17 protein-coding genes are annotated in these 22,670 nt (G+C 70.9%); 8 read left to right on the top strand and 9 right to left on the bottom strand.

What is annotated here, in order from left to right:
* Positions 1-19 precede the first annotated feature (19 nt).
* The gene (gene nadE / locus M2165_RS12730) at positions 20-862 is read left to right on the top strand and encodes an ammonia-dependent NAD(+) synthetase (RefSeq protein WP_280814986.1); all 843 of its coding nucleotides are present in this window, start codon (positions 20-22) and stop codon (positions 860-862) included.
* Here the strand turns inward: nadE and M2165_RS12725 are convergent.
* From M2165_RS12725 to M2165_RS12710, 4 genes are all read right to left on the bottom strand, one after another.
* Positions 859-2,787, bottom strand: a complete 1,929-nt coding sequence (locus M2165_RS12725) for a PAS domain S-box protein (protein WP_280814985.1) — start codon at positions 2,785-2,787, stop codon at positions 859-861. The genes nadE and M2165_RS12725 overlap by 4 nt on opposite strands.
* A 130-nt stretch (positions 2,788-2,917) precedes the next feature.
* Positions 2,918-5,275 (bottom strand): diguanylate cyclase, encoded by a 2,358-nt coding sequence (locus tag M2165_RS12720; RefSeq protein WP_280814984.1) that lies wholly within the window; start codon positions 5,273-5,275, stop codon positions 2,918-2,920.
* An 80-nt stretch (positions 5,276-5,355) separates the two neighbouring features.
* Positions 5,356-8,328: an EAL domain-containing protein gene (locus M2165_RS12715; protein ID WP_280814983.1), complete on the bottom strand. Its 2,973-nt coding sequence runs from the start codon at positions 8,326-8,328 to the stop codon at positions 5,356-5,358.
* The gene (locus M2165_RS12710; protein ID WP_348541050.1) at positions 8,325-9,371 is read right to left on the bottom strand and encodes a TRAP transporter substrate-binding protein; all 1,047 of its coding nucleotides are present in this window, start codon (positions 9,369-9,371) and stop codon (positions 8,325-8,327) included. Before M2165_RS12710 ends, M2165_RS12715 begins: the two co-directional genes overlap by 4 nt.
* Positions 9,372-9,588: 217 nt before the next feature.
* Here M2165_RS12710 and M2165_RS12705 point away from each other — a divergent pair, with 217 nt between their 5' ends.
* Positions 9,589-10,500 (top strand): LysR family transcriptional regulator, encoded by a 912-nt coding sequence (locus tag M2165_RS12705; protein ID WP_280814981.1) that lies wholly within the window; start codon positions 9,589-9,591, stop codon positions 10,498-10,500.
* 74 nt (positions 10,501-10,574) lie between these two features.
* Here the strand turns inward: M2165_RS12705 and M2165_RS12700 are convergent, their stop codons facing one another.
* On the bottom strand, positions 10,575-10,952 hold the full coding sequence (locus tag M2165_RS12700; RefSeq protein ID WP_280817528.1) for an HU family DNA-binding protein: 378 nt from the start codon (positions 10,950-10,952) through the stop codon (positions 10,575-10,577).
* A gap of 116 nt (positions 10,953-11,068) precedes the next feature.
* Positions 11,069-11,983, bottom strand: coding sequence for a LysR family transcriptional regulator (locus M2165_RS12695; protein ID WP_280814980.1), 915 nt, complete (start codon positions 11,981-11,983; stop codon positions 11,069-11,071).
* Between the two features lie 145 nt (positions 11,984-12,128).
* On the opposite strand from M2165_RS12695, the gene M2165_RS12690 reads away from it, so the two are divergent.
* The 4 genes from M2165_RS12690 (at position 12,129) to M2165_RS12675 (ending at position 17,274) form a co-directional block, all read left to right on the top strand.
* On the top strand, positions 12,129-13,121 hold the full coding sequence (locus M2165_RS12690) for a tripartite tricarboxylate transporter substrate binding protein (protein ID WP_280814979.1): 993 nt from the start codon (positions 12,129-12,131) through the stop codon (positions 13,119-13,121).
* Positions 13,122-13,146: 25 nt separating this feature from the next.
* Positions 13,147-14,664, top strand: coding sequence for an amidase family protein (locus M2165_RS12685; protein ID WP_280814978.1), 1,518 nt, complete (start codon positions 13,147-13,149; stop codon positions 14,662-14,664).
* A 94-nt stretch (positions 14,665-14,758) separates the two neighbouring features.
* Positions 14,759-16,993 carry a copper-translocating P-type ATPase gene (locus M2165_RS12680; protein ID WP_280814977.1) on the top strand — a complete coding sequence of 745 codons (2,235 nt, stop codon included), beginning with the start codon at positions 14,759-14,761 and terminating at the stop codon, positions 16,991-16,993.
* A 62-nt stretch (positions 16,994-17,055) separates the two neighbouring features.
* Positions 17,056-17,274, top strand: a complete 219-nt coding sequence (locus M2165_RS12675; RefSeq protein ID WP_280814976.1) for a hypothetical protein — start codon at positions 17,056-17,058, stop codon at positions 17,272-17,274.
* Positions 17,275-17,285: 11 nt separating this feature from the next.
* Here the strand turns inward: M2165_RS12675 and M2165_RS12670 are convergent, their stop codons facing one another.
* From M2165_RS12670 to M2165_RS12660, 3 genes are read right to left on the bottom strand one after another with little or no spacing between them, the layout of a single operon-like run.
* Positions 17,286-17,447 (bottom strand): DUF2474 domain-containing protein, encoded by a 162-nt coding sequence (locus tag M2165_RS12670; protein WP_280814975.1) that lies wholly within the window; start codon positions 17,445-17,447, stop codon positions 17,286-17,288.
* On the bottom strand, positions 17,428-18,435 hold the full coding sequence (gene cydB / locus M2165_RS12665) for a cytochrome d ubiquinol oxidase subunit II (protein ID WP_280814974.1): 1,008 nt from the start codon (positions 18,433-18,435) through the stop codon (positions 17,428-17,430). The genes M2165_RS12670 and cydB overlap by 20 nt, the downstream gene beginning before the upstream one ends.
* Entirely contained in the window at positions 18,425-19,888 is a 1,464-nt protein-coding gene (locus tag M2165_RS12660) for a cytochrome ubiquinol oxidase subunit I (protein WP_280814973.1), read from the bottom strand. The genes cydB and M2165_RS12660 overlap by 11 nt, the downstream gene beginning before the upstream one ends.
* A 210-nt stretch (positions 19,889-20,098) precedes the next feature.
* Between M2165_RS12660 and M2165_RS12655 the strand changes: the two genes are divergently transcribed.
* Together M2165_RS12655 and M2165_RS12650 are read left to right on the top strand one after the other, a co-directional pair.
* The gene (locus M2165_RS12655; RefSeq protein WP_280814972.1) at positions 20,099-21,217 is read left to right on the top strand and encodes an SMP-30/gluconolactonase/LRE family protein; all 1,119 of its coding nucleotides are present in this window, start codon (positions 20,099-20,101) and stop codon (positions 21,215-21,217) included.
* 44 nt (positions 21,218-21,261) lie between these two features.
* On the top strand, positions 21,262-22,635 hold the full coding sequence (locus M2165_RS12650) for a hypothetical protein (protein ID WP_280814971.1): 1,374 nt from the start codon (positions 21,262-21,264) through the stop codon (positions 22,633-22,635).
* Positions 22,636-22,670 lie beyond the last annotated feature (35 nt).

Below are 22,670 nucleotides of genomic sequence, written 5' to 3'. Positions count from 1 at the left end.
GCCCGGAAAGGACCCGATCATGAACGATGACCAACTGGCTCCCGTCGACGCCGTGCAGCGCGGGATCATCGAGAAGCTGCAGGTGGCGCCGGTCTTCGATGCCGCGCGCGAAGTCGAGCGGCGCATCGCGTTCCTGGCCGACTACCTGCGCGGCGCGGGGCTGAAGTCGCTGGTGCTGGGCATCAGCGGCGGCGTCGATTCGCTGGTCGCGGGCTGCCTCGCGCAGCGCGCGGTGCAGCGGCTGCGCGCCGAAGGGTATGAGGCGAGCTTCATCGCGATGCGGCTGCCCTACGGCGTGCAGAAGGACGAGGCCGAGGCGCAGCGTTCGCTCGCGGTGATCGCGCCCGACCGCACGCTCACGGTCGACATCCGCCCGGCCGCCGACGCGATGCTCGCGGCGCTGAAGGCGGGCCAGCTCGGCTTCCGCGACGCGGCGCACGAGGACTTCGTGCTCGGCAACATCAAGGCGCGCCAGCGCATGATCGCGCAGTTCGCGGTGGCCGGCGCGAACGACGGCCTCGTCATCGGCACCGACCATGCGGCCGAGGCGCTGATGGGCTTCTTCACCAAGTTCGGCGACGGCGCGGCCGACGTGACGCCGCTCACCGGCCTCAACAAGCGCCGGGTGCGCGCGCTCGGGCAGCAGCTCGGCGCGCCCGACGAACTGGTCTTCAAGGTGCCGACGGCCGACCTCGAATCGCTGGTGCCGCAGAAGCCCGACGAGGACGCCTTCGGCGTGAGCTACGCGCAGATCGACGACTTCCTCGAAGGCAAGCCCATCGCCGCCGCGGCGCGCGAGATCATCCTTGCCACGCACCGCAAGAGCGCGCACAAGCGCGCGCTGCCCGTCGAGCCGGCCTAGGTCGGCCCCGAGCGCGCGGTCGGTTCGAGCAGCCGCTCGAGCAGCGCCGTGAGCTTGTCGACGTCCACCGGCTTCGTCAGGTGGGCCGTGAACCCGGCTTCGAGGCTGGTGTCGCGGTCGCTGGCCTGGCCGTAGCCGGTCACGGCGATCAGCGGCGGCGGATTGATCAGCTCGGCGCGCAGCCGGCGCGCGACCTCGTGGCCGTTGAGGTCGGGCAGGCCGATGTCCAGCAGCACCACGTCGGGATCCTGCGCGCGCACCGCCGCGATCGCGCTCAGCCCGTCGTGCACGACGCTGGACTTGTAGCCCAGCGCCTCGAGCAGCAGCGCCATGGTCTCGGCGGCATCCCTGTTGTCGTCCACCACGAGCACGCGCTGCTCGCCGGCCGGCCGGGGCTCGGCGTCGAGCGTGGTGGCGGGCGCCTGCGTGGTCGGGAACTGCACCACGAACTCGCTGCCCTCGCCCACGCGCCCGGTGCTGAACGCGCTGACCCGGCCGCCATGCAGCGTGACCAGCTGCTGCACCAGGCTCAGCCCCAGGCCGAGCCCGCCCTGCGAGCGCGCCATGTCCTGCTCGCCCTGCACGAACAGGTCGAAGATGCGCTGCAGGTCCTTGGGGTGGATGCCGGGCCCGTCGTCGCGCACGCTGACGTCGGCCGCGCTCTCGGTCTGCGAGAGGGTGACGTGGATGTTGCCGCCAGCCTGGGTGAACTTGGCCGCGTTGTGGATCAGGTTGCTGAGGACCTGGACCACGCGCGCGCTGTCGCCCGTGATCCACGGGTCGTCCCCGGGCGCCGGCGGATGCAGGGTCTGCGACTTGCTCTCGATCAGCGGCCGCACCGCCTCGGCGGCCTGCGCGATCGCGTCGCGCAGGCGCACCGGCTTGCTCTCGAGGTGGATCTTGCCGCTGGTGATGCGGCCCACGTCGAGCAGGTCGTCCACGAGCCGCGTCATCTGCCGCAGCTGCCGGCCGATGATGTCGCGCGTGTGCAGCACCACGGCCGATTCGGTCTTCTCGCGCTTGAGCAGTTCGAGCGCGTTCGAGATCGGCGCGAGCGGATTCCGCAGCTCGTGCCCGAGCATGGCAAGGAAGTTGGTCACGCGGCGCCCCTCGTCCTCCAGCGCGGTGACGCGGCGCCGCTCGGTCAGGTCGCGCGTGACCTTGGCGAAGCCGCGGTGGCGCCCGCTCGCATCGTGCAGCGCGGTGATCACCACGCTGGCCCAGAAGCGGCTGCCGTCCTTGCGGATGCGCCAGCCCTCGTCCTCGAAGCGGCCGTCGCGCAGCGCGTTGCGCAGTTCCTGCTCGGGCCAGCCGATGGCGGCGATCTCGGGCGGATAGAACTTCGAGAAGTGCTGGCCGATGATCTCGGAGGCCTCGTAGCCCTTGTTCTTCTGCGCGCCGAGGTTCCAGCTCACCACGTGGCCGCCCGGATCGAGCATGAAGATCGCATAGTCCTTCACGCCCTCCACCAGCAGCCGGAAGCGCTCCTCGCTCATGCGCAGCGCCTCGTCCTGGCGGCGCCGCTCGCTGAGGTCGCGGCAGATCATCGAGAAGCCGCGCACCTCGCCGTTCGGTCCGTCCACGCGCGTGACCACGATGCTGGCCCAGAAGCGCGTGCCGTCCTTGCGCAGGCGCCAGCCTTCCTGCTCGACGCGGCCGTCCTTGCGGGCGGTCTCGAGTTCCTGCTCGGGCTTGCGCTGGTCGAGCAGCTCGCTCGGGTAGAACAGCGAGAAGTGCTTCCCGAGCACTTCGGGCGCCTCGTAGCCGTTGAGCATGCGGGCGCCGTCGTTCCAGCTGACGACGACGCCGCCCGGGTCCAGCATCGCGATGGCGTAGTCGGTGACCGTATCGACCATCAGCCGGAAGTCGGCGTCGGTCAGCGTGCGTGGGTTCAGGGGTGCACTGCCACCGCCGTGATCTGCCATAGCGCTTCTTCCTCCTGGGCCCGCGCTTCGATGCAGGCGGCCTGTGCGCCAACGAGTCACGGTGGCGCCAATTTAGGGCAGCGGCACGTACTTCCGGCGTAGGACAAGGCCCAGACCACGCCGCGCGCGCTCAGGCGCCGGACGGCCCCTGCCGCGGCCAGGCGGATGCACCGCCCGGCGGCACGGGCCGCGATGCGGCCATCACGAAGCGGTTGCGGCCCTCCTTCTTGGCCACGTACAGCGCGGCGTCGGCGCGCGCCATCAGCGCGGGAAAGTCCTCCTCGGGCTCGGCCATCGCGACGCCGATGCTGGTGGTGACCTGCAGGGTGCGGCCGGGCAGCTGGAACGCGGGCCGCATGGCCGCCAGCACCTTGCCGGCGACCGTCTGCGCCTCGGCCGCGCCCGACACCGCCTCCAGCAGGATCACGAACTCGTCGCCCGCGTAGCGCGCCGCCATGTCGGTCTCGCGCACGTTCTGCCGCAGCCGCTGCCCGAACTCCCGCAGCACCGCGTCGCCTGCCGCATGGCCGAGCGAATCGTTGATCGTCTTGAAGTAGTCGACGTCGAGGAACATCAGGCAGACCGGCAGCCCCGACCTGCGCGAGCGTGCGATCGCGTCGCGCACGTGCTCCTCGAAGGAGCGGCGGTTCGGCAGCCCCGTCAGCGCATCCTCGCGCGCAAGCGCATCGAGCTGCATCTGCTGGCGCTTGAGCTCGGTCACGTCGTTGGCGAGGATGTACAGGCCGATCACCGCGCCGGCGGCATCGAGCTGCGGCAGGTAGGTGGTCTGCAGCACGCGCTCGCCGATCAGCAGGCTGACGGGCTGCTCGAAGCTCACCACCTCGCCCGCGAAGGCGCGCGCCAGCAGCGGCCTGCGCTGCTCGTACTGGGCCTCGCCGAGCGCCTCGCGCAGCGGGCGGTTGACGAGCGCGGCCGGCGCGACGCCGAGCCAGGTCAGGTAGCGGCCGTTGCAGAAGACCACGCGCTCCTGCAGGTCCACTTCGGTCAGCAGCACCGGCACGCTGTCGGTCAGGCCGCGCAGGCGGCGCTCGCTCTCGGCGCTGCGGACCTCGGCCTGCTTGCGCTTGGTGACGTCGAAGGTCATCACGTAGTAGCCCGCGAGCTCGCCGTCCTCGCGGATGTCGGGCGCGAGGTGGCACTCGAAGAAGCCCTCCTTGCCGCGGCGGTCGTAGGTGCCCTCGGTGCGCGAGGGCGTGCCTTCGAGCACCTTCGCGATCTGCGGCTCGAGCTGGCGGTACACCGCATCGGGCAGCGATTCGCGCATGGTCATGCGGCCGATGTCGGCGCGCGTGCGGCCGCGCATCGCGAGCCCGGCCTGGTTGGCGAACAGGCAGCGCTGGTGGCGGTCAAAGTAGGCCACCACCGCCGGCAGGTGGTCGGTCACGTCGCGCAGGAAGCGCTCGCTGTCGGCGAGCTTGCGCTGCGCGGCCTGCCGCTCCAGCATCAGCAGGTCGAAGGCGAGCGCGAGGTCGCCGACCTCGTCCTTCGGCGGCGCCTCCTTCATCGGCGCGTAGTCGGCGGCGGTGCGCGCGACCTGCATGTGCTCGCGCAGCCGCGCGAGCGGCGCGAGCTGGGCGCGCGCGGTGACGAAGGCGAGCCCGCCGGCCAGCAGCGTCAGCAGGCAGGTGCCGAGCCAGGCGAAGCGCTCGATGCGCGCAATGCGCGCGAAGGCCTCGTCGCGCGGGTACATCGCGCCGAGCACCCAGTCGGTCGCGCGGATGCGCTTGAAGGCATAGAGGCCGTGCGCGCCGCCGCGGTCGGTGGTCTCGAAGCTGCCCTCGAAGCCGCCGAGCGCGCGCTCGACGGCCCCAGCGTGCGGCCCCTCGGCCGCGCGCCCCAGCAGCCGCGACTTGTCGGGATCGTGGATCACGACGCCCCGGGTCGTGGTGATGAACATGTAGCCGCTGTCGCCGAACTTCACGTCGGCGAGCCGGCCGAGGAAGTTGTGCTCGCCCAGGTTCACGAAGGCAGAGATGACGTAGGCCACCTCGCCCGCCGGATCGAGCACGGGCTCGGTCAGCACGATCTGCGCGAGCCCGTTGAGGCGGTTGCGGAAGGGCTCGGAGATCACGCCCGCCTTCGCGGCCACGGTGCGGCGGAAGTACTCGCGGTCGCTGACGTTGACCGTGCCGATCCGGTGCGCGCCGTTGTAATTGGCCACGAGCTCGCCCGCAAGATCGGTGATGGCCACGTTGTCGAAGGCCTCCTTGAGCGCCGGATGCCGCGTGACGAAGTCCTGCAGCCCGAGGCCGGTCTCCAGGCGGTGGGTCTCCAGGCTGTCGCCGAAGGTCTTGAGCAGGGTGCGCCGGCTCTGGAACTTCTGGTCCACCGCATCGGCCATTTCCGAGATGCGTTCGAACTCCTCGCCGGCGACGGCCTCCTCCATGTTGCGCTTGACGAAGTAGAGCGCCGCGGCGGTCACGCTCATCGCCGTGAGGAAGACGATCGCGGCCACGCCCACCGACATGCGCGCGCGCAGGCTGAAGCGGGGCGGGCCGGAAGGTCGGGGGGCGCATCATGGATGCTTCGGGCGAGACCGGGCGGCGTTCAGCTCGCCATCTCGACGTCCAGCTGCGCCTCGAACTGCTCGAGCGGCACCGGCTTGCTGAACAGATAGCCCTGGCACAGCATGTCGCCGTGGGCCTGGAGGAACTCGAACTGCGACTGCGTCTCGACGCCTTCGGCGACGATCTCCAGATCGAGGTTGCGCGCCATGCCGATGATGGCCTGGATGATGAGCTGCACCTTCGGGTCCATGCCGATGCTCTGCACGAAGAACTTGTCGACCTTGATCTGGTTCAGCGGCAGCTGCGTCATGTACGACAGCGACGAGAAGCCGGTGCCGAAGTCGTCCATCGAGAAGCGCACGCCGAGCGTGGCGAGCGCCTGCATCTTCTCGATGGTCTCGGTCACCTTGTCCTGCAGCAGGCTCTCGGTGAGCTCCAGCTCCAGCCGCGTGGGGTCGGCGCCGGTGCGGTGCAGCACGTCGCGCACGCGGTCGACGAAGTCGTCGGTGCGGAACTGGCGCGCGCTCACGTTGACCGCGAGCCGCAGGTGCCGGCGCCGCGGATCGTGGCTCCAGCGCTCGAGCTGCCGGCAGGCGGTCTCGAGCACCCACATGCCGATCGGCACGATCAGCCCGGTCTCTTCCGCCAGCTCGATGAAGCCGCCGGGCTGCACCAGGCCCCGCGCCGGATGGTGCCAGCGGATCAGCACCTCGGCGCCGACGATGTGGCCGTCGGAGCGCACCTGGCTCTGGTAGTGCAGCACGAACTGCTCGCCCTCGATGGCCGCATGCAGCTCGCTCTCGAGCGTGGCGCGCGCGGTGATGGCCGTCTGCATCGCGGCCTCGAAGAAGCGCAGCGCATTGCCGCCCGCGGACTTGGCGTAGTACATCGCGATGTCCGCCTGCTTCAGCAGGTCTTCGAGCGACTGGTGCGCACCGCTGAACACCACGGCGCCGATGCTGCAGGTGCTGTGGTACTGGTGGTCGCCGAGCTGGAACGAGCGGTTGATGCTCGTGAGCACGGCCTCGCCGACGGCGTTGGCCTGCATCGCCGCGACGGCGGGGTCGTCGCTGAGGTTCTCGAGCAGCACCACGAACTCGTCGCCGCCGAGCCGCGCGACGGTGCCGCCCTCGGCCAGGCAGTCCTGCAGGCGCACCGCGACCTGCTTGAGCAGCCCGTCGCCGGTGGCATGGCCGAGCGCGTCGTTGAGCGTCTTGAAGTCGTCCAGGTCGAGGAACAGCAGCGCGCCGTGGCGCATCCGCCGGATGTTGGCGTCCACCGTGGACTGCAGCCGGTGCAGCAGCAGCCGGCGGTTGGGCAGGCCCGTGAGGATGTCGTAGAAGGCCAGGTGCTCGATCTCGCGCGCGGCGAGCTTGGCTTCGGTGATGTCGCGCAGGATCACGATGAAGCGCGCGGCCGCGCCCTCGCCGATCAGCTTGCGCGACACCGAGATCTCGAACCAGGTGGTGCCGCGCGCGGCGCGGTTCTCGAACTGCCGGCCCGAGGAGAAGCCGGTCTCGAAGGCGTCGCGCAGCGCCACCATCACCTCGGCGGCGGCGTTCTTCGGCAGCAGGTCCGACATCAGCTTGCCGACCGGCTCGCGCACCTTGATCGAGGGCCGCGGGCGGCGCGGCGAATGGAAGCGGTAGCAGCGGCCGTCGATGCCGGCCTCCAGCAGCACGTCGGGCAGCGCGTCGAGCGTGGCCTGCAGCTGCGCCTTGCCCTCGAGGATGTCGGCGACGTGGCGCTTCTTCTCGGTGACGTCGCGGTAGACGCACACCATGCCGCCGTCGGGCGTGGGGCTCTTCACCACGAGGATCACCTGGCCGCTGAGCATGGTGAGTTCCTGCTCGTTCTGCCCCAGCAGGTGGCGGGCGTTCTCCTCGTCGATGTCCTTGAAGGGTGCGAGCGGCGCCATCAGCGGCTCCACCCAGGGGAAGTAGTCGACGAAGCGGCGGTTCCACGTCAGCACCCGGTCCTGCGGATCGAGCAGCACGAAGCCGTCGACCATCGATTCGAGCGCCTGGTCCAGCGTGGCCTTCGAGCGGATCAGCTCCACGCGCGCGCGCCACTGCCGCCGCAGCTGCACATGCGCGAAATAGCTGATCGCGAGGATCAGCAGCGCGAACGCGAGCGCGACGCCGACGATGAAGTTGCGCTCCCGGCGCCAGCCTTCGAGCGCGGCATCGAGCGGGATGCTCGCCACGATCATCAGGTTGCGATAGAGCCCGGGGCGGGCGGCCACCACGGCAGGCTTGCCGCTGAGCCGAGAGAGCATGCGGTGCGGCCGGCCGTCGCTCGCCCGCTCGCTCAGGATCGGGCTCAGCGTGCGGCCGGCGAGGTCGTCGCGCGGCGGCATGCTCGCGAGCAGCGCGCCCGACTCGCGTTCGAGCGTGACCTCCAGCCCGCGGATGTTGGCGCCTTGCGCGAGGATCGTGGTCAGCATCGAGACCTGCACCTCGGCCACCGCCACCAGCCGGCTGCCGTCGGCGAGCCGGAGCACGCGCGCGAAGTACAGCACCTGCTGCGAGGTGGCCGCGCTGGTGGCGGGCGTGCTGATCGCGAGCATCGAGCCGGGGCGGTCGAGCAGCTCCTTCAGGAACCGGTCGGGCAACTGCACCGCGAGCTGCGCGCCGCGGCGGTCGGAGGAGCCGACCACCTGGCCGTCGGGCGTGAGGAAGGCGATGTAGCGCACCAGCAGGCTCTGGCGCACCACGGTCTCGATCAGCTGCGCGGCCTCCGGGTGCGAGATGTCGCGCGCGATGCTCGCCCCGGTGGAGTTGCGCAGGAACTGGCCGAGGCCCGCGAGCAGCACGTCCACACCCAGCAGGCTGCGATTGAGCGCGGCCTCGGAGCTGCCGACGAAGCGGACCGCCTCGGTCTCGGCGTCGGCGATCGCCTTCTCGCGCATCTGCCAGGTCATGAAGCCGGCGATCGCGGACACGGCGACGAGAAACACCGCCGCCACGCCATAGACGAAGCCGGTGATGCGGCGGGGCAGCAGCTTGGTCACTGCGGTATGGCGGACGCCTTGATGCCGACGACGGGGCCGACGGTCTGCTCCCACACCTCCGCGCAGACGCGCCCGCAGCGCTGCATCCAGCGCGGCAGCACGCTGGCGGCGAAGATCTCGCGCCGGCGCCGGTCGTCCTCGGCGGAAGGATGCGACTCGACCATGGCGCCGCGGGTGCCCTTCGTGCAGCCGGCGGCGCCGGTGTTGCACGCGATGCCGTTGCCGGTGTCGCGCTCCGACTCGCTCCAGACCGCGGCCTCGAGCTTCGGCAGCTCGGCCTTCAGCAGCGCCTGGAGGTCCGGCGGCAGCGCGTTCCAGGCATCCGCGTTGGCACCGAAGACCGCCAGGCCCCAGTTGATCGGCATGGTGTAGATCGACCGGGTCACGAGGTGCAGGCCGATGGTGTTGCCCGACATCGCGCCGGTGATCGCGCACTGGGTGTTCTCGGAGCGCATGTTGGCCATGACTTCCGAGAACTCGGTGGGCACGGGAATGCCGCGCAGCGCCCGGATGAAATCGGCCTGGCTGTTGCTCGACACGCGCACGCGGCGCCCGGCCAGGTCGGAAAGCTGCTTCACCGGCTGCTTGCAGAAGATCACCTGCGCCGGATAGGCATACACCGCGAGCAGCTCGACGCCGTGCCGCTCGCGCAGGTTCTTCTCGAGATACGGCCGGAAGGCGGTGATGACCCGCCGCAGCGACGGCATGTCGGGATTGAGGCCGGCGATGTCGGGCGTGCCGAGCTCGGGATATTCGGAGCTCACCTGGCTCAGCAGCGCGGTGCCGAACGGAATGACGCCCAGCCGCATCAGGTTGAGCATCTCCTGCCCCGGCACGCCGGCCTGGTCGAAGGGCACGATGGTGGCGCTGTACTTGCCGCCGCTCAGGCGCCGCAGGTCCTCGTTCCAGAAGCGGGATTCATGCAGCGTGAACTGACTGATGGCGCCCAGGCCGCCGACGATCCGCAGCCGCGGCGCGGACGCGGACGGCTGCGCCCCGCTGCTCGTCGCCGCGAAAGCCAGAATGAGAGCGGCAACATGCACCCCGAGGGTATGTCGCCAAGCAAAAGATGCTTCGCCGGACTTCATGGCTCGGATCATGATGCCGAATAGTGCTTCAAGTCACAACTTTTTTACACAAGTACCGGTTTTCCCGCACTGTCGCCCAATTGCTACGCAGCCCTCGTTGCGTCCAGAGCACAGGCCTACCATCCGGCGCCCGAATCCCCTCTTCCCGCCCACCGCTTCCGGACCCCCGCCCATGCCCGCAGCGCCCGACCTTTCCAGCCGCCAGTTGCGCGCCTTCGTGGCGCTGGCCGAGCAGCGCAACTTCACGCGCGCGGCGCAGACCTGCCACCTGTCGCAGCCCGCGTTCAGCGCGCTGATCCGGACACTGGAGGAAACCCTTGGCACGCGCCTGTTCGACCGCGACACCCGCAGCGTGCAGCTCACGCCCGAGGGGCGGCTGTTCGAGCCCTCGGCCCGCCGGCTGCTCGACGACATGCAGGACGCCATCGGCGACCTGGCCGACCATGCCCAGCGCCGCAAGGGCCGCGTGAGCGTGGCGGCGCTGCCGTCGCTCGCGGCAGGCTGGCTGCCGCCGGTGCTGGCCGAGTTCATGCAGGCCTGGCCCGGCATCACGGTCGAGTTGCACGACGCGCTCTCCGACGCCTGCATCGCCCAGCTGCGCAGCCACCAGGCCGACTTCGCGCTCGCGGCCAGCGGCGCCGGCGCGGCCGCGGCCAGCGACCTGCGCGGTCGCAAGCTCTGCGACGACCGCTTCCACCTCGTGTGCCGCAGCGACCATCCGCTGGCCACGGTGCGCCGGCTCACGGCCCGGCAGCTCGCGCCCTGGCCCTTCATCCAGATGGCGCGCCACAGCAGCGTGCGCCAGTCGCTCGATGCGGCACTGCATCCGCTGCGGCTCAACGCCGTCTTCGAGGTCGAGCACCTCGCCACGGTCACGGGGCTGGTGGAGGCCGGCATCGGCATCAGCGTGGTGCCGGCGCTCACGCTGTTCCACTTCCGGCGCGAGACGCTGGTGACGCGGCCGCTGCCGCTGCCCGGGCTGACGCGCAGCATCTACCTGGTGCAGCGGCGCGAAGGCAGCCTGTCGGTGGCGGCGCAGACGCTGCACGACCTGATCCTGGCGCGCCTCGGCGCGCGGGGCTGAGCCCGCCACCAAAAGAAAACGGCCCGCGAGGGCCGTCTTCGTCGGACGCAGCCCGCAGGCCGCGGCAGTGCTTCTTACTTCTTGGCGGCCTTCTTGGCGGGAGCGGCCTTCTTCGCCGGTGCGGCCTTCTTGGCTGCAGGCTTGGCGGCGGCCTTCTCGGCCTTGCGCTTGGCGGCCTTCGGGTCGATCGCAGCCTTGAAGGCGGCGCCCGGCACGAACTTCGGCACCTTCTGCGCGGCGATCTTGATCTTGGCGCCGGCTTGCGGGTTGAAGCCGGTGCGTGCGGCGCGGGCCACTTGCTTGAAGGTGCCGAAGCCGATGAGCTGCACGGGGTCGCCCTTCTTCACGGCGGCGATGATGGAACCGGTGACGGTTTCCACGATGCGGGCGGCTTCGGCCTTGCTGACGTTGTGGGCGGTGGCGATCTTTTCGACCAGTTCGATACGGTTCACTTGAAAAATTTCCTTAGGATTGTTCTCGTCATGTTGCCAATGACGGCGCAGCGCTCGACACGGCTGCAAGCGGCGCGGAGTGTAGCGCACGCGCGATGCGCACTTTCGAAGCGCGCTCACGCGGCGGCCTTGACCGCATCGGCAAGAAAGCGCACGAAGGCCTTGCCCGCGTCGGGCAGCGCGCGGCCCGCGAGGGTCTGGATCTCGAGGTGGCGCTCGTTCATCTCGCGGTCCCGGAGCGCGATCGCGACCAGCGCCTTCGACTTCAGCTGGGTGCGGATCGACAACTCGCCATAGAACGCGATGCTGCCGCCGCCCGCGGCCGCGAAGCTCACGAGCGCGTTCGCATGGTTGCTCGACATCGCCTGCACGTACTGCAGGCCCTGGCGGCTGCAGCTGGTGTCGAGCAGTTGGCGTATCGAGGTGTCGCGCGGCGGCAGGCCCAGCGGATGGGCCACCACCTGCCGCAGCGACAGCTGCTGCTGGGTCGCGAGCGGATGGTCGCTCGCCATCACCGCGAGGATCGGGCTCGGATGGCGCAGTTCGACGCGGATGCCCGGCTCGGGCAGCGCGCTCAGCGTGATGCCCACGTCGGCCTCGCCGTCGCGGATGCGCGTGGGCACGTCGGCCGGCGGGCACACCTCGAGGTGGAAGCGGATGCCCGCATGCCGGCTGCGGAAGCGCGCGATCAGCGTGGGCAGGAAATCGAAGGCGAAGCCCTCGGTGCTCGCGATGCGCACCCGACCGCTGCGCAGCCCGCGCAGGCCTTCGATCTCGCCCGCGACCCGCTCGATGTCCTGCTGCACGCGCTTGGCGTGCGCGGCGAGCAGCTCGCCGGCCGCGTTGGGCACCATGCCGCGCGCATGGCGGTCGAACAGCAGCGTGTCGAGTTCGCGCTCCAGCCGCGCCACCTGCCGGCTCACCGCCGAGGGCGCCACGTTGAGCTTGAGCGCCGCCTCCTTCACCGAGCCCGTTCGCACGACCTCGAGAAAGTACCGGACCGCGGTCTCCTGCAATGCGTTCAGTCCCATCGATCCCTCCTGGCATGCGTCGGCCTCGATTGCCGATTCGGCAATCGACAATTCTAAACATTGCGCTTGTGGCAGCGCAGCCGCCCTCCTAGGATGAAAGCGCCCGGCACGCTGCCGGCCGGCTTCCGCTTCACAGGAGTACCCGATGACAGCTGCTCTCTCCGCATGGGCCCGAACCGCGGCGCTGGCCGCGTGCCTCGGCGCCGCGATGCCGCTCGCGGCGCTGGCCGCGGACGGCGGCTTTCCGTCTCGGCCCGTCACGCTCGTGGTGCCGTTTCCGCCGGGCGGCGCCACCGATGTGAACGCCCGCGTGATCGCGCAGCGCCTCGGCAAGGCGCTCGGCCAGTCGGTGGTGATCGAGAACCGCGCGGGCGCGGGCACGGTGATCGGCGCCGCCTACGTGGCGAAGGCGGCGCCCGACGGCCACACGCTGCTCGTGAGCTCGGGCACCACCTTCACCGTCAATCCGGCGATCCGCAGCAACCTGCCCTACGACCCGGTCAAGAGCTTCGAGCCGATCGGGCTCGCGGGCCGCGTGGGCATGATCCTGCTCGCCAACGCCGAGGTGCCGGTGCAGACCATGCAGCAGTTCGTCGCGCATGTGAAGGCCGCGCCCGGCAAGTATTCGTATGCCTCCTACGGCACCGGCACCACCGCGCAGTTCGCCGGCGAGACCCTGCTGCATGCCGCGGGACTGCGGATGACGCACGTGCCGTACAAGGGCAGTGCGCCGGCCATGACCGACCTGATGGGCGGCCAGATCCCGTTCGCCATCGACACTGTGAGTGCGGCGGTCCCGCAGCTCAAGAGCGGCAAGATCAAGGCCATTGCCGTGACCACCGCGAGGCGCTCCACGCTGCTGCCCGACGTGCCGACGATGGCCGAGAGCGGCTACCCGGGCATCGACATGGACACCTGGCTCGCGCTCGCCGCGCCCCGCGGCCTGCCGCCCGAGGTCAAGGCCACGCTCGAGAAGGCGCTGGCCGCGACCATCGCCGATCCGGAGACGCGCGCCAAGCTCATGGCCCAGGGCCTGGAGCCGGGGTATGCCGACGGCGCCGCGGTGAGCGAGCTGATCGGCCGGGAGCTGCCCCTGATGCGCGCGGTGGCCGCGCGCGCCAACATCACCGCCGATTAGCGCGCCCGCCGCCCTTGCACAGACCATGACCCTCGTCGAACATTCCGCGGTCGAACTGCGCCGCCTCATCGGCCGCAAGGCGGTCTCGCCGGTCGAGCTGCTCGACGCCTGCATCGCGCGCATCGAGCGCGTGAACCCCTTCGTCAACGCCGTGACCGCGACCTGCTTCGAGCGCGCGCGCACCGAGGCCCGCGCGGCCGAGGCGGCGGTGATGCGCGGCGAGCCGCTGGGCCTGCTGCACGGCCTGCCGCTCGGCGTGAAGGACCTCGAACCCACCGAGGGGCTGCTCACCACCTGGGGCTCGGCGATCTTCCGCGACCACGTGCCCACGGAAGACATCGAACTCGTGGCACGGCTGCGCCGGGCCGGCGCGATCGTCGCGGGCAAGACCAACGTGCCCGAGATGGGCGCGGGCGCCAATTCGCGCAACGAAGTCTGGGGCGCCACCGGCAACCCGTTCAATCCGAACCTCAATGCGGGCGGCTCCTCGGGCGGCTCGGCGGCGGCGCTGGCCTGCGACATGCTGCCGGTGTGCACCGGCTCCGACACCGGCGGCTCGCTGCGCATTCCCGCGGCCAAGTGCGGCGTGGTGGGCTTCCGGCCATCGCCCGGCATCGTGCCGAGCGTGCGCAAGCCGCTCGGCTGGACGCCGATCTCGGTGGTCGGCCCGATGGGCCGCACGGTCGCCGACGCCTGCCTGCAGATGGCCGCCTCGGCCGGCATGCATGCGGGCGACCCGCTGAGCCATCCGCTCGATCCGCTGTCGTTCCTGAATCCGCCCGAGGTCGACCTGGGCCGGCTGCGCGTGGCCTGGACAGAGGACTTCGGCGTGTGCGCGGTGGACGAAGGCATCCGCGCCACCCTGCGCCACAAGATCGGCGCGATGCGGCACCTGTTCGCGCGCTGCGATCCGGTCTCGCTCGACCTGGGCGAGGCGCACCGCTGCTTCGACGTGCTGCGCGCCGAGGCCTTCGTGGCCGGCATGCAGGCCGCCTACGAGCGCGATCCGTCGAGCCTCGGGCCCAACTCGCGCGCCAACTACGAGATGGGCGCGCGCATGAGCCTGCTCGACAGCGCCTGGGCACAGGCCGAGCAGACGCGGCTGCTCAAGCGCTTCCAGGCCGTGTTCGCGGACTACGACCTCGTCCTGTCGCCCACCACGCCGGTGACGCCGTTTCCGTGGACGCAGCTCTACGCCGACACCGTCGAGGGCGAGCAGCAGCCGAACTACTACCGCTGGCTGGCGCTGACCTACGTGGTCACGCTGACAACGCATCCGGCCATCGCGCTGCCCTGCGGGCTCGACCATGCGGGCATGCCCTTCGGGCTGCAGGTGGTGGGCGGCTTCCGCGCCGACCGCGAACTGCTCGGCGCGGCACAGGCGATGGAAAGCGCCTTCGCGGCCGATGCGCAGCTGCGCCGCCCGCGGCCCGACCTGGCGGCGCTGCGCGCGGCCGAGCCGGCGCTCACCTCGATCGTCACTGCGCCGCCGGGCGGCAGCCGGGGCCGCACGACGGGCGCGGCCGCCACCTCGGCCGTCTGACGCGCGCATCCGGGCGGCGCGGCGGCGCCGGGCGGCGGCTTGACATTCACACGATGTCAAGCCTGACACTGCGGTTCTTCGAAGGAGAACCCGGATGAACGACACGCGCCATCCCCCGCACGCGGATCACGCGGATCACGCAGATCACGAGGGCCACCACGGGCATCGCCACCACCATCCCGCCGCGCCCGCGGCAGCCGCCCCTGCGCCCGCCGGCACCGTCTACACCTGCCCGATGCATCCGGAGATCCGGCAGGACCATCCGGGCCACTGCCCCAAATGCGGCATGAGCCTGGAGCCCGAGATGCCGGGCCTGACCGACGAGGGCGAGGAAGACCCCGAGCTGCGCGACTTCAAGCGGCGCTTCTTCTGGACCCTGCCGCTCACGGTCGCGGTCGCCGTGCTCGCGATGGCGGGCCACCGGCTGCAGTGGTTCGACATGGCCACCCAGAGCTGGATCGAGCTGGTGCTGTCGCTGCCGGTCGTGCTGTGGGCGGGCTGGCCCTTCTTCGTGCGCGGGGCGCAGTCGGTGGTCCACCGCAGCCCGAACATGTGGACCCTGATCGGCCTCGGCACGGCCGCGGCCTTCGTCTACAGCGTGGTGGCGACGGTGGCGCCCGGCGTGTTTCCGCGGTCGTTCATGTCGATGGGCCGCGTGGCGGTGTACTTCGAGGCGGCGGCGGTGATCATCTCGCTCACGCTGCTGGGCCAGATCCTCGAACTCAAGGCGCGCTCGCAGACCTCGGCCGCCATCAAGTCGCTGCTCGGGCTGGCGCCGAAGACCGCACGCCGCATCGGTGCCGACGGCAGCGAGCAGGACGTTCCCATCGCGCACGTGCACGTGGGCGACCGGCTGCGCGTGCGGCCCGGCGAGAAGGTTCCGGTGGACGGCGTGGTGGTCGAGGGCGCGAGCGCGGTGGACGAATCCATGCTCACCGGCGAGCCGCTGCCCGTGAGCAAGCGCCCGGGCGACAAGCTCATCGGCGCCACGCTCAACTCCAGCGGCGCGCTGGTCATGCAGTCGGAGAAGGTGGGCTCGCAGACGGTGCTCGCGGGCATCGTGCAGATGGTGGCCCAGGCACAGCGCTCGCGCGCGCCGATGCAGCGCATGGCCGACCGGGTGGCGGGCTACTTCGTGATGGCGGTGATCGGCATCGCGCTGGCGAGCTTCTTCGCCTGGGGCTTCTTCGGCCCGGCGCCGAGCTGGACGCACGGGCTCATCAACGCGGTGGCGGTGCTCATCATCGCCTGCCCCTGCGCGCTCGGCCTGGCTACGCCGATGTCGATCATGGTCGCCACGGGCAAGGCCGCCACGCAGGGCGTGCTGTTCCGCGACGCGGCCGCGATCGAGAACTTCCGCAAGGTCGACACGCTCATCGTCGACAAGACCGGCACGCTGACCGAGGGCCGCCCGCGCTTCGAGCGCGCGGAGGCCGCCGAAGGCTTCGGCGAGGACGAGGTGCTGCGCCTCGCGGCCAGCCTCGACCAGGGCAGCGAGCATCCGCTCGCGCAGGCCATCGTGAATGCGGCGCGCGAACGCAGGCTGCCGCTGGACGCGGCGGAAGGCTTCGAGTCCGCCAGCGGCATCGGCGTGAGCGGCAGCGTCGGCGGCCGCCGGCTCGCGCTCGGCAACACCGCGCTGATGGCGCGGCTCGGCGTGGCGGTCGATGCGCTCAAGCCGCGCGCCGAGGCCCTGCGCAGCGAAGGCGCGAGCGTGATGTTCCTCGCGGTCGACGGCCGGCCGGCCGGGCTGCTCGCGGTGTCCGATCCGGTGAAGGCGAGCACGCCAGAGGCCCTGGCGGCGCTCAAGGCCTCGGGCCTGCGCGTGATCATGGCCACGGGCGACGGCCACACCACCGCGCGGTCGGTGGCCGCCAGGCTGGGCATCGACGAGGTGCACGGCGAGGTCAAGCCGGCCGACAAGCTCGCGCTGGTGGAAAAACTGCAGCGCGAGGGCCGCATCGTTGCGATGGCGGGCGACGGCATCAACGATGCGCCCGCGCTCGCCAAGGCCGACGTGGGCGTGGCCATGGGCACCGGCACCGACGTGGCGATGAACAGCGCCCAGGTCACGCTGGTCAAGGGCGACCTGCGCGGCATCGCCGAGGCGCGCCTCGTGTCGGAGCAGACCATTGCCAACATGAAGCAGAACCTCGGCTTCGCCTTCGTCTACAACGCGCTCGGCATTCCGCTCGCGGCCGGGGTGCTGTTCCCGTTCACCGGCTGGCTGCTGTCGCCCATGGTCGCGGCGCTCGCGATGAGCCTGAGTTCCGCGTCGGTGATCGGCAATGCGCTGCGGCTGCGCGCTGCGGGCCGGCGTGCGGCCTGAAGTCGCGCAGCATTCGAAATCGGCCTACAGACAGCGGACGCGGCCGGGTGCACCTTGGGGCGATGACCCAACCCATCGAACTCATCGTCGAGGAGCCCGCGGTGGGCTCCTATGTGTGGCGCCTGCTCGAGACGGACGCGAACGGCACCCATCCCAAGGTGCTGCGCGACGCCTTCGATCCGGCGGACACCTACGAAGCCGCGCTCGCTGCAGGGCAGCGCGCGCTGCAGAGCGAGATCCGCCGCCGCACGGCGCCGGCCCAGGCCGCCGGCAGCGCCTGACGCGAAGCGCGCTAGGAAGGCGCAGTCAGCCCGACTGCGCCCATCAGCCAGCGGAACACCCAGGCCACGAGCGCGAGCGCACCCACGCTCGCGAGCCAGATCGCGGCCAGCCACCCGAAGCGCCGCAGCCACCTGCCGCGCGTGCGCTCGCGCTCAGTGGTACCCGTCGCCATGGCGCACCTTGCCGCGGAACACCCAGTAGCTCCAGGCCGTGTACATCAGGATCACCGGAATGATCAGCAGCGCCCCCACCAGCGCAAAGCCCAGGCTCTGCGGCGGCCCCGCCGCCTCCCAGATGCTGATCGCCGGCGGCACCACGTTCGGCCACAGGCTGATGCCCAGCCCCGTGTAGCCCAGGAACAGCAGCGCCAGCGTCAATACGAAAGGCGAGGCATGCCCCTCGCCCTTCAACCCGTGCAGGAGGCGCCAAGTCACCAGCCCCACCAGCAGCGGCACCGGCGAGAACCACAGCAGGTTCGGCCAGCTGAACCAGCGCTTCGCGATCGCCGCGTGCGCGAGCGGCGTCCAGAGGCTGATCGCCACCACCACCGCCAGCATCAGCCACACCAGCGGCCGCGCCAGCGCGCGCATGCGGTCCTGCAGCCGGCCCTCGGTCTTCATCACCAGCCACGTCGCCCCCAGCAGCGCATAGGCCGCCACCAGCGCCAGGCCCGTGAAGAGCGAGAACGCCGACACCCAGTCGAAGGCCCCGCCCGCGTAGTTGCCATCGACCACCGGCACCCCGTCCAGGAAGGCCCCGAGCGTCACGCCCTGGAAAAAGGCCGCCGTCACCGAGCCGCCGATGAAGGCATGGTCCCACCAGCGCCGCCTGCCCGCGCGCGCCTTGAAGCGGAACTCGAAGGCCACCCCGCGGAAGACCAGCCCGACGAGCATCAGGATCAGCGGCAGGTAGAACGCGCTCAGGATCACCGCGTACGCCAGCGGGAAGGCCGCCAGGAGCCCCGCCCCGCCCAGCACCAGCCAGGTCTCGTTGCCGTCCCAGACCGGCGCGACCGTGTTCATCAGCACGTCGCGGTCCTCCTTCGCCGGCACGAACGGAAACAGGATCCCGATGCCCAGGTCGAAGCCGTCCATCACCACGTACATCATGATCCCGAACAGGATGATCACGGCCCAGATCAGCGGCAGGTCAATGCCCATGGCGCTCGTCCTCCTTGGCATGCGCCGCGACCGGGGCGGCATCGTCTTGTGCATCGTCTTGCGCATCCGCCGCCGACAGTGGCCGCGCCGGCGTGCGTGGCGCCCCCGGCCCGCCGCGTGCCGGATGCGCGGCCTCGTCGCTCGCCGGCCCCTTGGCGATCAGGCGCAGCCCGTAGGCCGTGCCCGCGCCGAAGACCACGAAGTACACGATGACGAAAAGCGCCAGCGTGAACCCCACCTGCGCGGCCGAATGCTGCGGCGAGGCCGCCTCGGCCGTGCGCATCAGGCCCTGCACGATCCAGGGCTGGCGCCCGATCTCGGTGGTGTACCAGCCCGCGAGGATGGCCGCGAGCCCCGCGGGCGACATCGCGAGCGCGAAGCGCAGGAAGCCGCGCTTCGCATAGAGCCGCTCGCCGCGGCGCAGCCACAGCCCCCAGAAGGCGAGCGCGATCATCAGCAGGCCCAGGCCGACCATGGTGCGGAAGGTCCAGAACACGACCGTGGCGTTGGGCCGGTCTGCGGGCGCGAAGTCCTTGAGCGCAGGGATCTGGCCGTCCCAGCTGTGGGTGAGCAGCAGGCTGCCCGCGCGCTGGATCTCCAGCGCATAGCGCGTGGTCTCGGCGGCCATGTCGGGCCAGCCGAAGAGGATCAGCGGCACGCCCTCGCCTTCAGGGGCGCGCTCCCAGTGGCCTTCGATGGCGGCGAGCTTGGCGGGCTGGTGCTCGAGGGTGTTGAGGCCGTGCTGGTCGCCGATCACGGCCTGGATCGGCGCGGCCGCGAGCAGCATCCACAGCGCCATCGAGAGCATGGTGCGCACGCGGGTGTTGTCGTTGCCGCGCAGCAGGTGCCAGGCCGCGCCGCCGGCGACCATGAGCGCGGTGGCGATGTAGGAGGCGACCACCGTGTGGGCCAGGCGGTAGGGGAAGGAAGGGTTGAAGATGACCTGGAACCAGTCCACGGGGACGACGCGCCCGTCGATGATGGCGTGGCCCTGGGGGGTGTGCATCCAGCTGTTGGAGGCGAGGATCCAGGTGGCGGAGACGAGGGTGCCGAGGGCGACGGCGAGGGTGGAGACGAAGTGCAGTGCGGGGCCGACGCGCTGGCGCCCGAACAGCATGACGCCGAGGAAGCCCGCTTCGAGGAAGAAGGCGGTGAGCACTTCGTAGGCGAGCAGCGGGCCGGTGATGCCGCCTGCGAAGCGCGAGAAGTTGCTCCAGTTGGTGCCGAACTGGTAGGCCATGACGAGGCCGGAGACCACGCCCATGCCGAAGGCGACGGCGAAGACCTTGATCCAGAACTCGTAGAGATCGAGGTAGACCTGGCGCTGCGTGCGCAGCCACAGCGCCTCGAGCACGGCCAGATAGCTCGCCAGCCCGATGGTCAGCGCCGGGAAGATGATGTGGAACGAGATCGTGAAACCGAACTGGATTCTGGCGAGCAGGAGGGCATCCATGCAGCTGTTACCTTTCCGTTTGCGTCCCGAGCGGGCGTCACGACCATCGCATGCACCGCGGCTTCGCCGCGTAGGCGCAGCGCCCGTCCGCGCGCCACGGCATTCTGCGCCGCATGGCGGATCTGGCAATGCCATGCGCGCACCGTCCTTAAGATCGCGGCGGCCGCAGCCCGCGGCCGATCCACCCTGACGAACGGAGACAGACCGCCCATGCAGAACGATGACGACAACTTTCTTCCTCTTGCGCGCCGCCGCTTCCTGCGCGGCGCCGCGGGCGCCGGCCTCGCCGCCTTCGCGGGCGGCGCGCTCGCGCAGTCCTTCGAGTTCAAGCCGAACCAGCGCTATCCCGATCCCTCGGTGCTGATCCTCGATCCCAGCTTCGCGAAGTACCGCATCTACAGCAGCACCGTCGAGCAGCTCGGCACCGGCATGCGCTGGGCCGAGGGGCCGGTGTACTTTCCCGAGGGCGGCTACCTGCTGTGCAGCGACATCCCGAACAACCGGCTCATGAAGTACGACGAGAAGACCGGCAAGTTCACGGTGCACAAGCAGAACGTCAACTACACCAACGGCAATGCACGCGACCGCCAGGGCCGGCTGATCAGCTGCGAGCACTCGGTCACGCGCCGCGTGGTGCGCACCGAGCGCGACGGCCAGCTGACCGTGCTGGCGGACCGCTTCGAAGGCAGGCGCCTCAACGCGCCCAACGACGTGGTGGTGCGCGGCGACGACAGCGTGTGGTTCACCGACCCGACCTTCGGCATCAACGGAGAGTGGGAAGGCACGAAGGCCACGCCCGAGCAGCCCACCACCAACGTCTACCGCATCGCGAGCGACGGCCGGATCACGGCCGTGATCACCGACCTCGTGAACCCCAACGGCCTCGCCTTCTCGCCCGACGAGAAGAAGCTCTACGTCGTCGAGTGGAAGGGCACGCCCAACCGCAGCATCTGGAGCTACGACGTGTCGGCCGACGGCGCGAGCGTGTCGAACAAGACCAAGCTCGTCGATGCCGACGGACCGGGCGCGCTCGACGGCTTCCGCGTCGACCGCGACGGCAACCTCTGGTGCGGCTGGGGCTTCACGGGCGCCTTCTCGCCCGAACCCACCGACGTCGGCGGCGGCATGAAGGCGCACCTGCCGCTCGGCAAGTCCGAGGAGATGGACGGGGTGAAGGTCTTCAACCCGCAGGGCAAGCCGATCGGCTTCATCCGCCTGCCCGAGCGCTGCGCCAACCTCGCCTTCGGCGGACCGAAGCGCAACCGCCTCTACATGACGAGCAGCCATTCACTCTATGCGCTGTACGTGGAGGCGCACGGCGCGGTCTAGCCGCAGGCGCGCGCCGCGCCCGCCGACTGGGTCAAACTGCACGGATGCCGATCGTCACAGCGCCGTCCGAACCGCAGCGGCTCGTCGCCCTCCTGCTCGCCGCGCTCGAGGCTGCGCCGCGCCGCTTCAGGATGCCGGCACTGCCGGCCGACGCAGCGGCTGCCGCCGCCGCGGGCGATGCGGCCACGGCGCTCGCCTTCGCGATCGACGCTGCACGCCGCGCGGATGAAACCCATGCGCCGCCGCCCGCGGACGCGCAAGTTCTCTTCACGCAGGCGCTGGCGCGGCTGATCGAGGAAGCGCTCGCGCCCGATGCGGGCGATCCCGCCTTCCAGGCCGCGCTGATGCTGGCAGAGGATGCGGCCGTCGCCGAGCATGTGCGCCTCGCCGCCCAGCGCGCGGCCGACCTGCGTGCGGTCCGTGCCGCGGTGGATGCGATCGCCCACCCCGGCAAGCTGCGCCCGGTGCCGGCCGGCGCCTCGCGCGATGCGCTCGCGCAGCTGCATGCGCTCTCGCTCGCGGGCGAATGGGCGCAGCTCGCACAGGCGATCGCCCGACAGCAGCCCGCGCTTGGCAAGCTTGCCTGGGATGCCGCGCTGCAGCGCCTCGTGCGCGGCGATGCGCTGCTGCAGCTTGCGAACGTGCAGCGCTACCGCACGCTCGCGCAACGGCGCGGACCGCCCGCCGGCAGCGATGCCGCCGCGGCGCGCGGCCGGGCCGCCGCCAGCGAGGGCGCGCAGGCCGAACGGGTCTGCGTCGAAGCACTGCGCGACATCGCCCAGATGCTGAACCACGGCGACAGCGGATTCAGCGTCGTGCGCGGCCTGCGCACGCCACGCGGCTTTCCGGGCATCGCGAGCAAGGCGAAGGAAGAGTGGGACGCCGCGATCGTGCGCCACCTTGGTCGCTCCGACGGCGCGCTCGAACTCGTGCTGCTGGCCGAGATCAAGGCCTCGCCGGCCGCGGCCACCTCCGACCTCCCGCGCCTGCTGCGCGGCCTGCGCCGGCTCGCCGAGGCCGATGCAGAGACCGCCTATGCATTCGGCTCGACCGACGGCGAAGTGCGCCTGCTTGGCAGTGCGCTGCGCGGGCTGCGGCCCATCGGCCATGCCTTGCCACCGCGCGTGATCTACTGCTGCGCCGCGGCCACCGAGCCGCGTCCGCCCGCGCTGCTGAGCGCGGCGACCAGGACCGTGCTGCTCGCCGAGCCCGCAAGCCGGGCGCATGCGCAGCGGCTCGCGCGCGACGAGGCACCGCCGCCGCACGAATCGCTGCTGCCGGTCTGGCAGGCCCTCGTCACCGCACCGCGGCTGCGCGCCGCGCTCCACCAGTACGAGACCGCGTGCACGGCGCGCGAGGCGATGCTGCATCCGGACGATTTGCGGGCCGCCGTCTTGGGGCGTGCAGGCGGCGGCTAGTGGACGCCGAGCGCTTCGGAGGCACCGTGTGCTTC

Source organism: Variovorax sp. TBS-050B (genome assembly GCF_029893635.1).
Taxonomy (GTDB): Bacteria; Pseudomonadota; Gammaproteobacteria; order Burkholderiales; family Burkholderiaceae_C; genus Variovorax.
The sequence above is the reverse complement of the archived record's forward strand: the minus strand, read 5'-3'. Positions and strand labels throughout refer to the sequence as shown.

Excerpts from the sequence above, each read along its gene's own strand:
- nadE (WP_280814986.1), top strand. The coding sequence starts at position 20 with ATGAACGATGACCAACTGGCTCCCGTCGACGCCGTGCAGCGCGGGATC.
- M2165_RS12725 (WP_280814985.1), bottom strand. The coding sequence starts at position 2,787 with ATGGCAGATCACGGCGGTGGCAGTGCACCCCTGAACCCACGCACGCTG.
- M2165_RS12720 (WP_280814984.1), bottom strand. The coding sequence starts at position 5,275 with ATGTCGGTGGGCGTGGCCGCGATCGTCTTCCTCACGGCGATGAGCGTG.
- M2165_RS12705 (WP_280814981.1), top strand. The coding sequence starts at position 9,589 with ATGCCCGCAGCGCCCGACCTTTCCAGCCGCCAGTTGCGCGCCTTCGTG.
- M2165_RS12695 (WP_280814980.1), bottom strand. The coding sequence starts at position 11,983 with ATGGGACTGAACGCATTGCAGGAGACCGCGGTCCGGTACTTTCTCGAG.
- M2165_RS12690 (WP_280814979.1), top strand. The coding sequence starts at position 12,129 with ATGACAGCTGCTCTCTCCGCATGGGCCCGAACCGCGGCGCTGGCCGCG.
- M2165_RS12685 (WP_280814978.1), top strand. The coding sequence starts at position 13,147 with ATGACCCTCGTCGAACATTCCGCGGTCGAACTGCGCCGCCTCATCGGC.
- M2165_RS12680 (WP_280814977.1), top strand. The coding sequence starts at position 14,759 with ATGAACGACACGCGCCATCCCCCGCACGCGGATCACGCGGATCACGCA.
- M2165_RS12675 (WP_280814976.1), top strand. The coding sequence starts at position 17,056 with ATGACCCAACCCATCGAACTCATCGTCGAGGAGCCCGCGGTGGGCTCC.
- M2165_RS12670 (WP_280814975.1), bottom strand. The coding sequence starts at position 17,447 with ATGGCGACGGGTACCACTGAGCGCGAGCGCACGCGCGGCAGGTGGCTG.
- cydB (WP_280814974.1), bottom strand. The coding sequence starts at position 18,435 with ATGGGCATTGACCTGCCGCTGATCTGGGCCGTGATCATCCTGTTCGGG.
- M2165_RS12660 (WP_280814973.1), bottom strand. The coding sequence starts at position 19,888 with ATGGATGCCCTCCTGCTCGCCAGAATCCAGTTCGGTTTCACGATCTCG.
- M2165_RS12655 (WP_280814972.1), top strand. The coding sequence starts at position 20,099 with ATGCAGAACGATGACGACAACTTTCTTCCTCTTGCGCGCCGCCGCTTC.
- M2165_RS12650 (WP_280814971.1), top strand. The coding sequence starts at position 21,262 with ATGCCGATCGTCACAGCGCCGTCCGAACCGCAGCGGCTCGTCGCCCTC.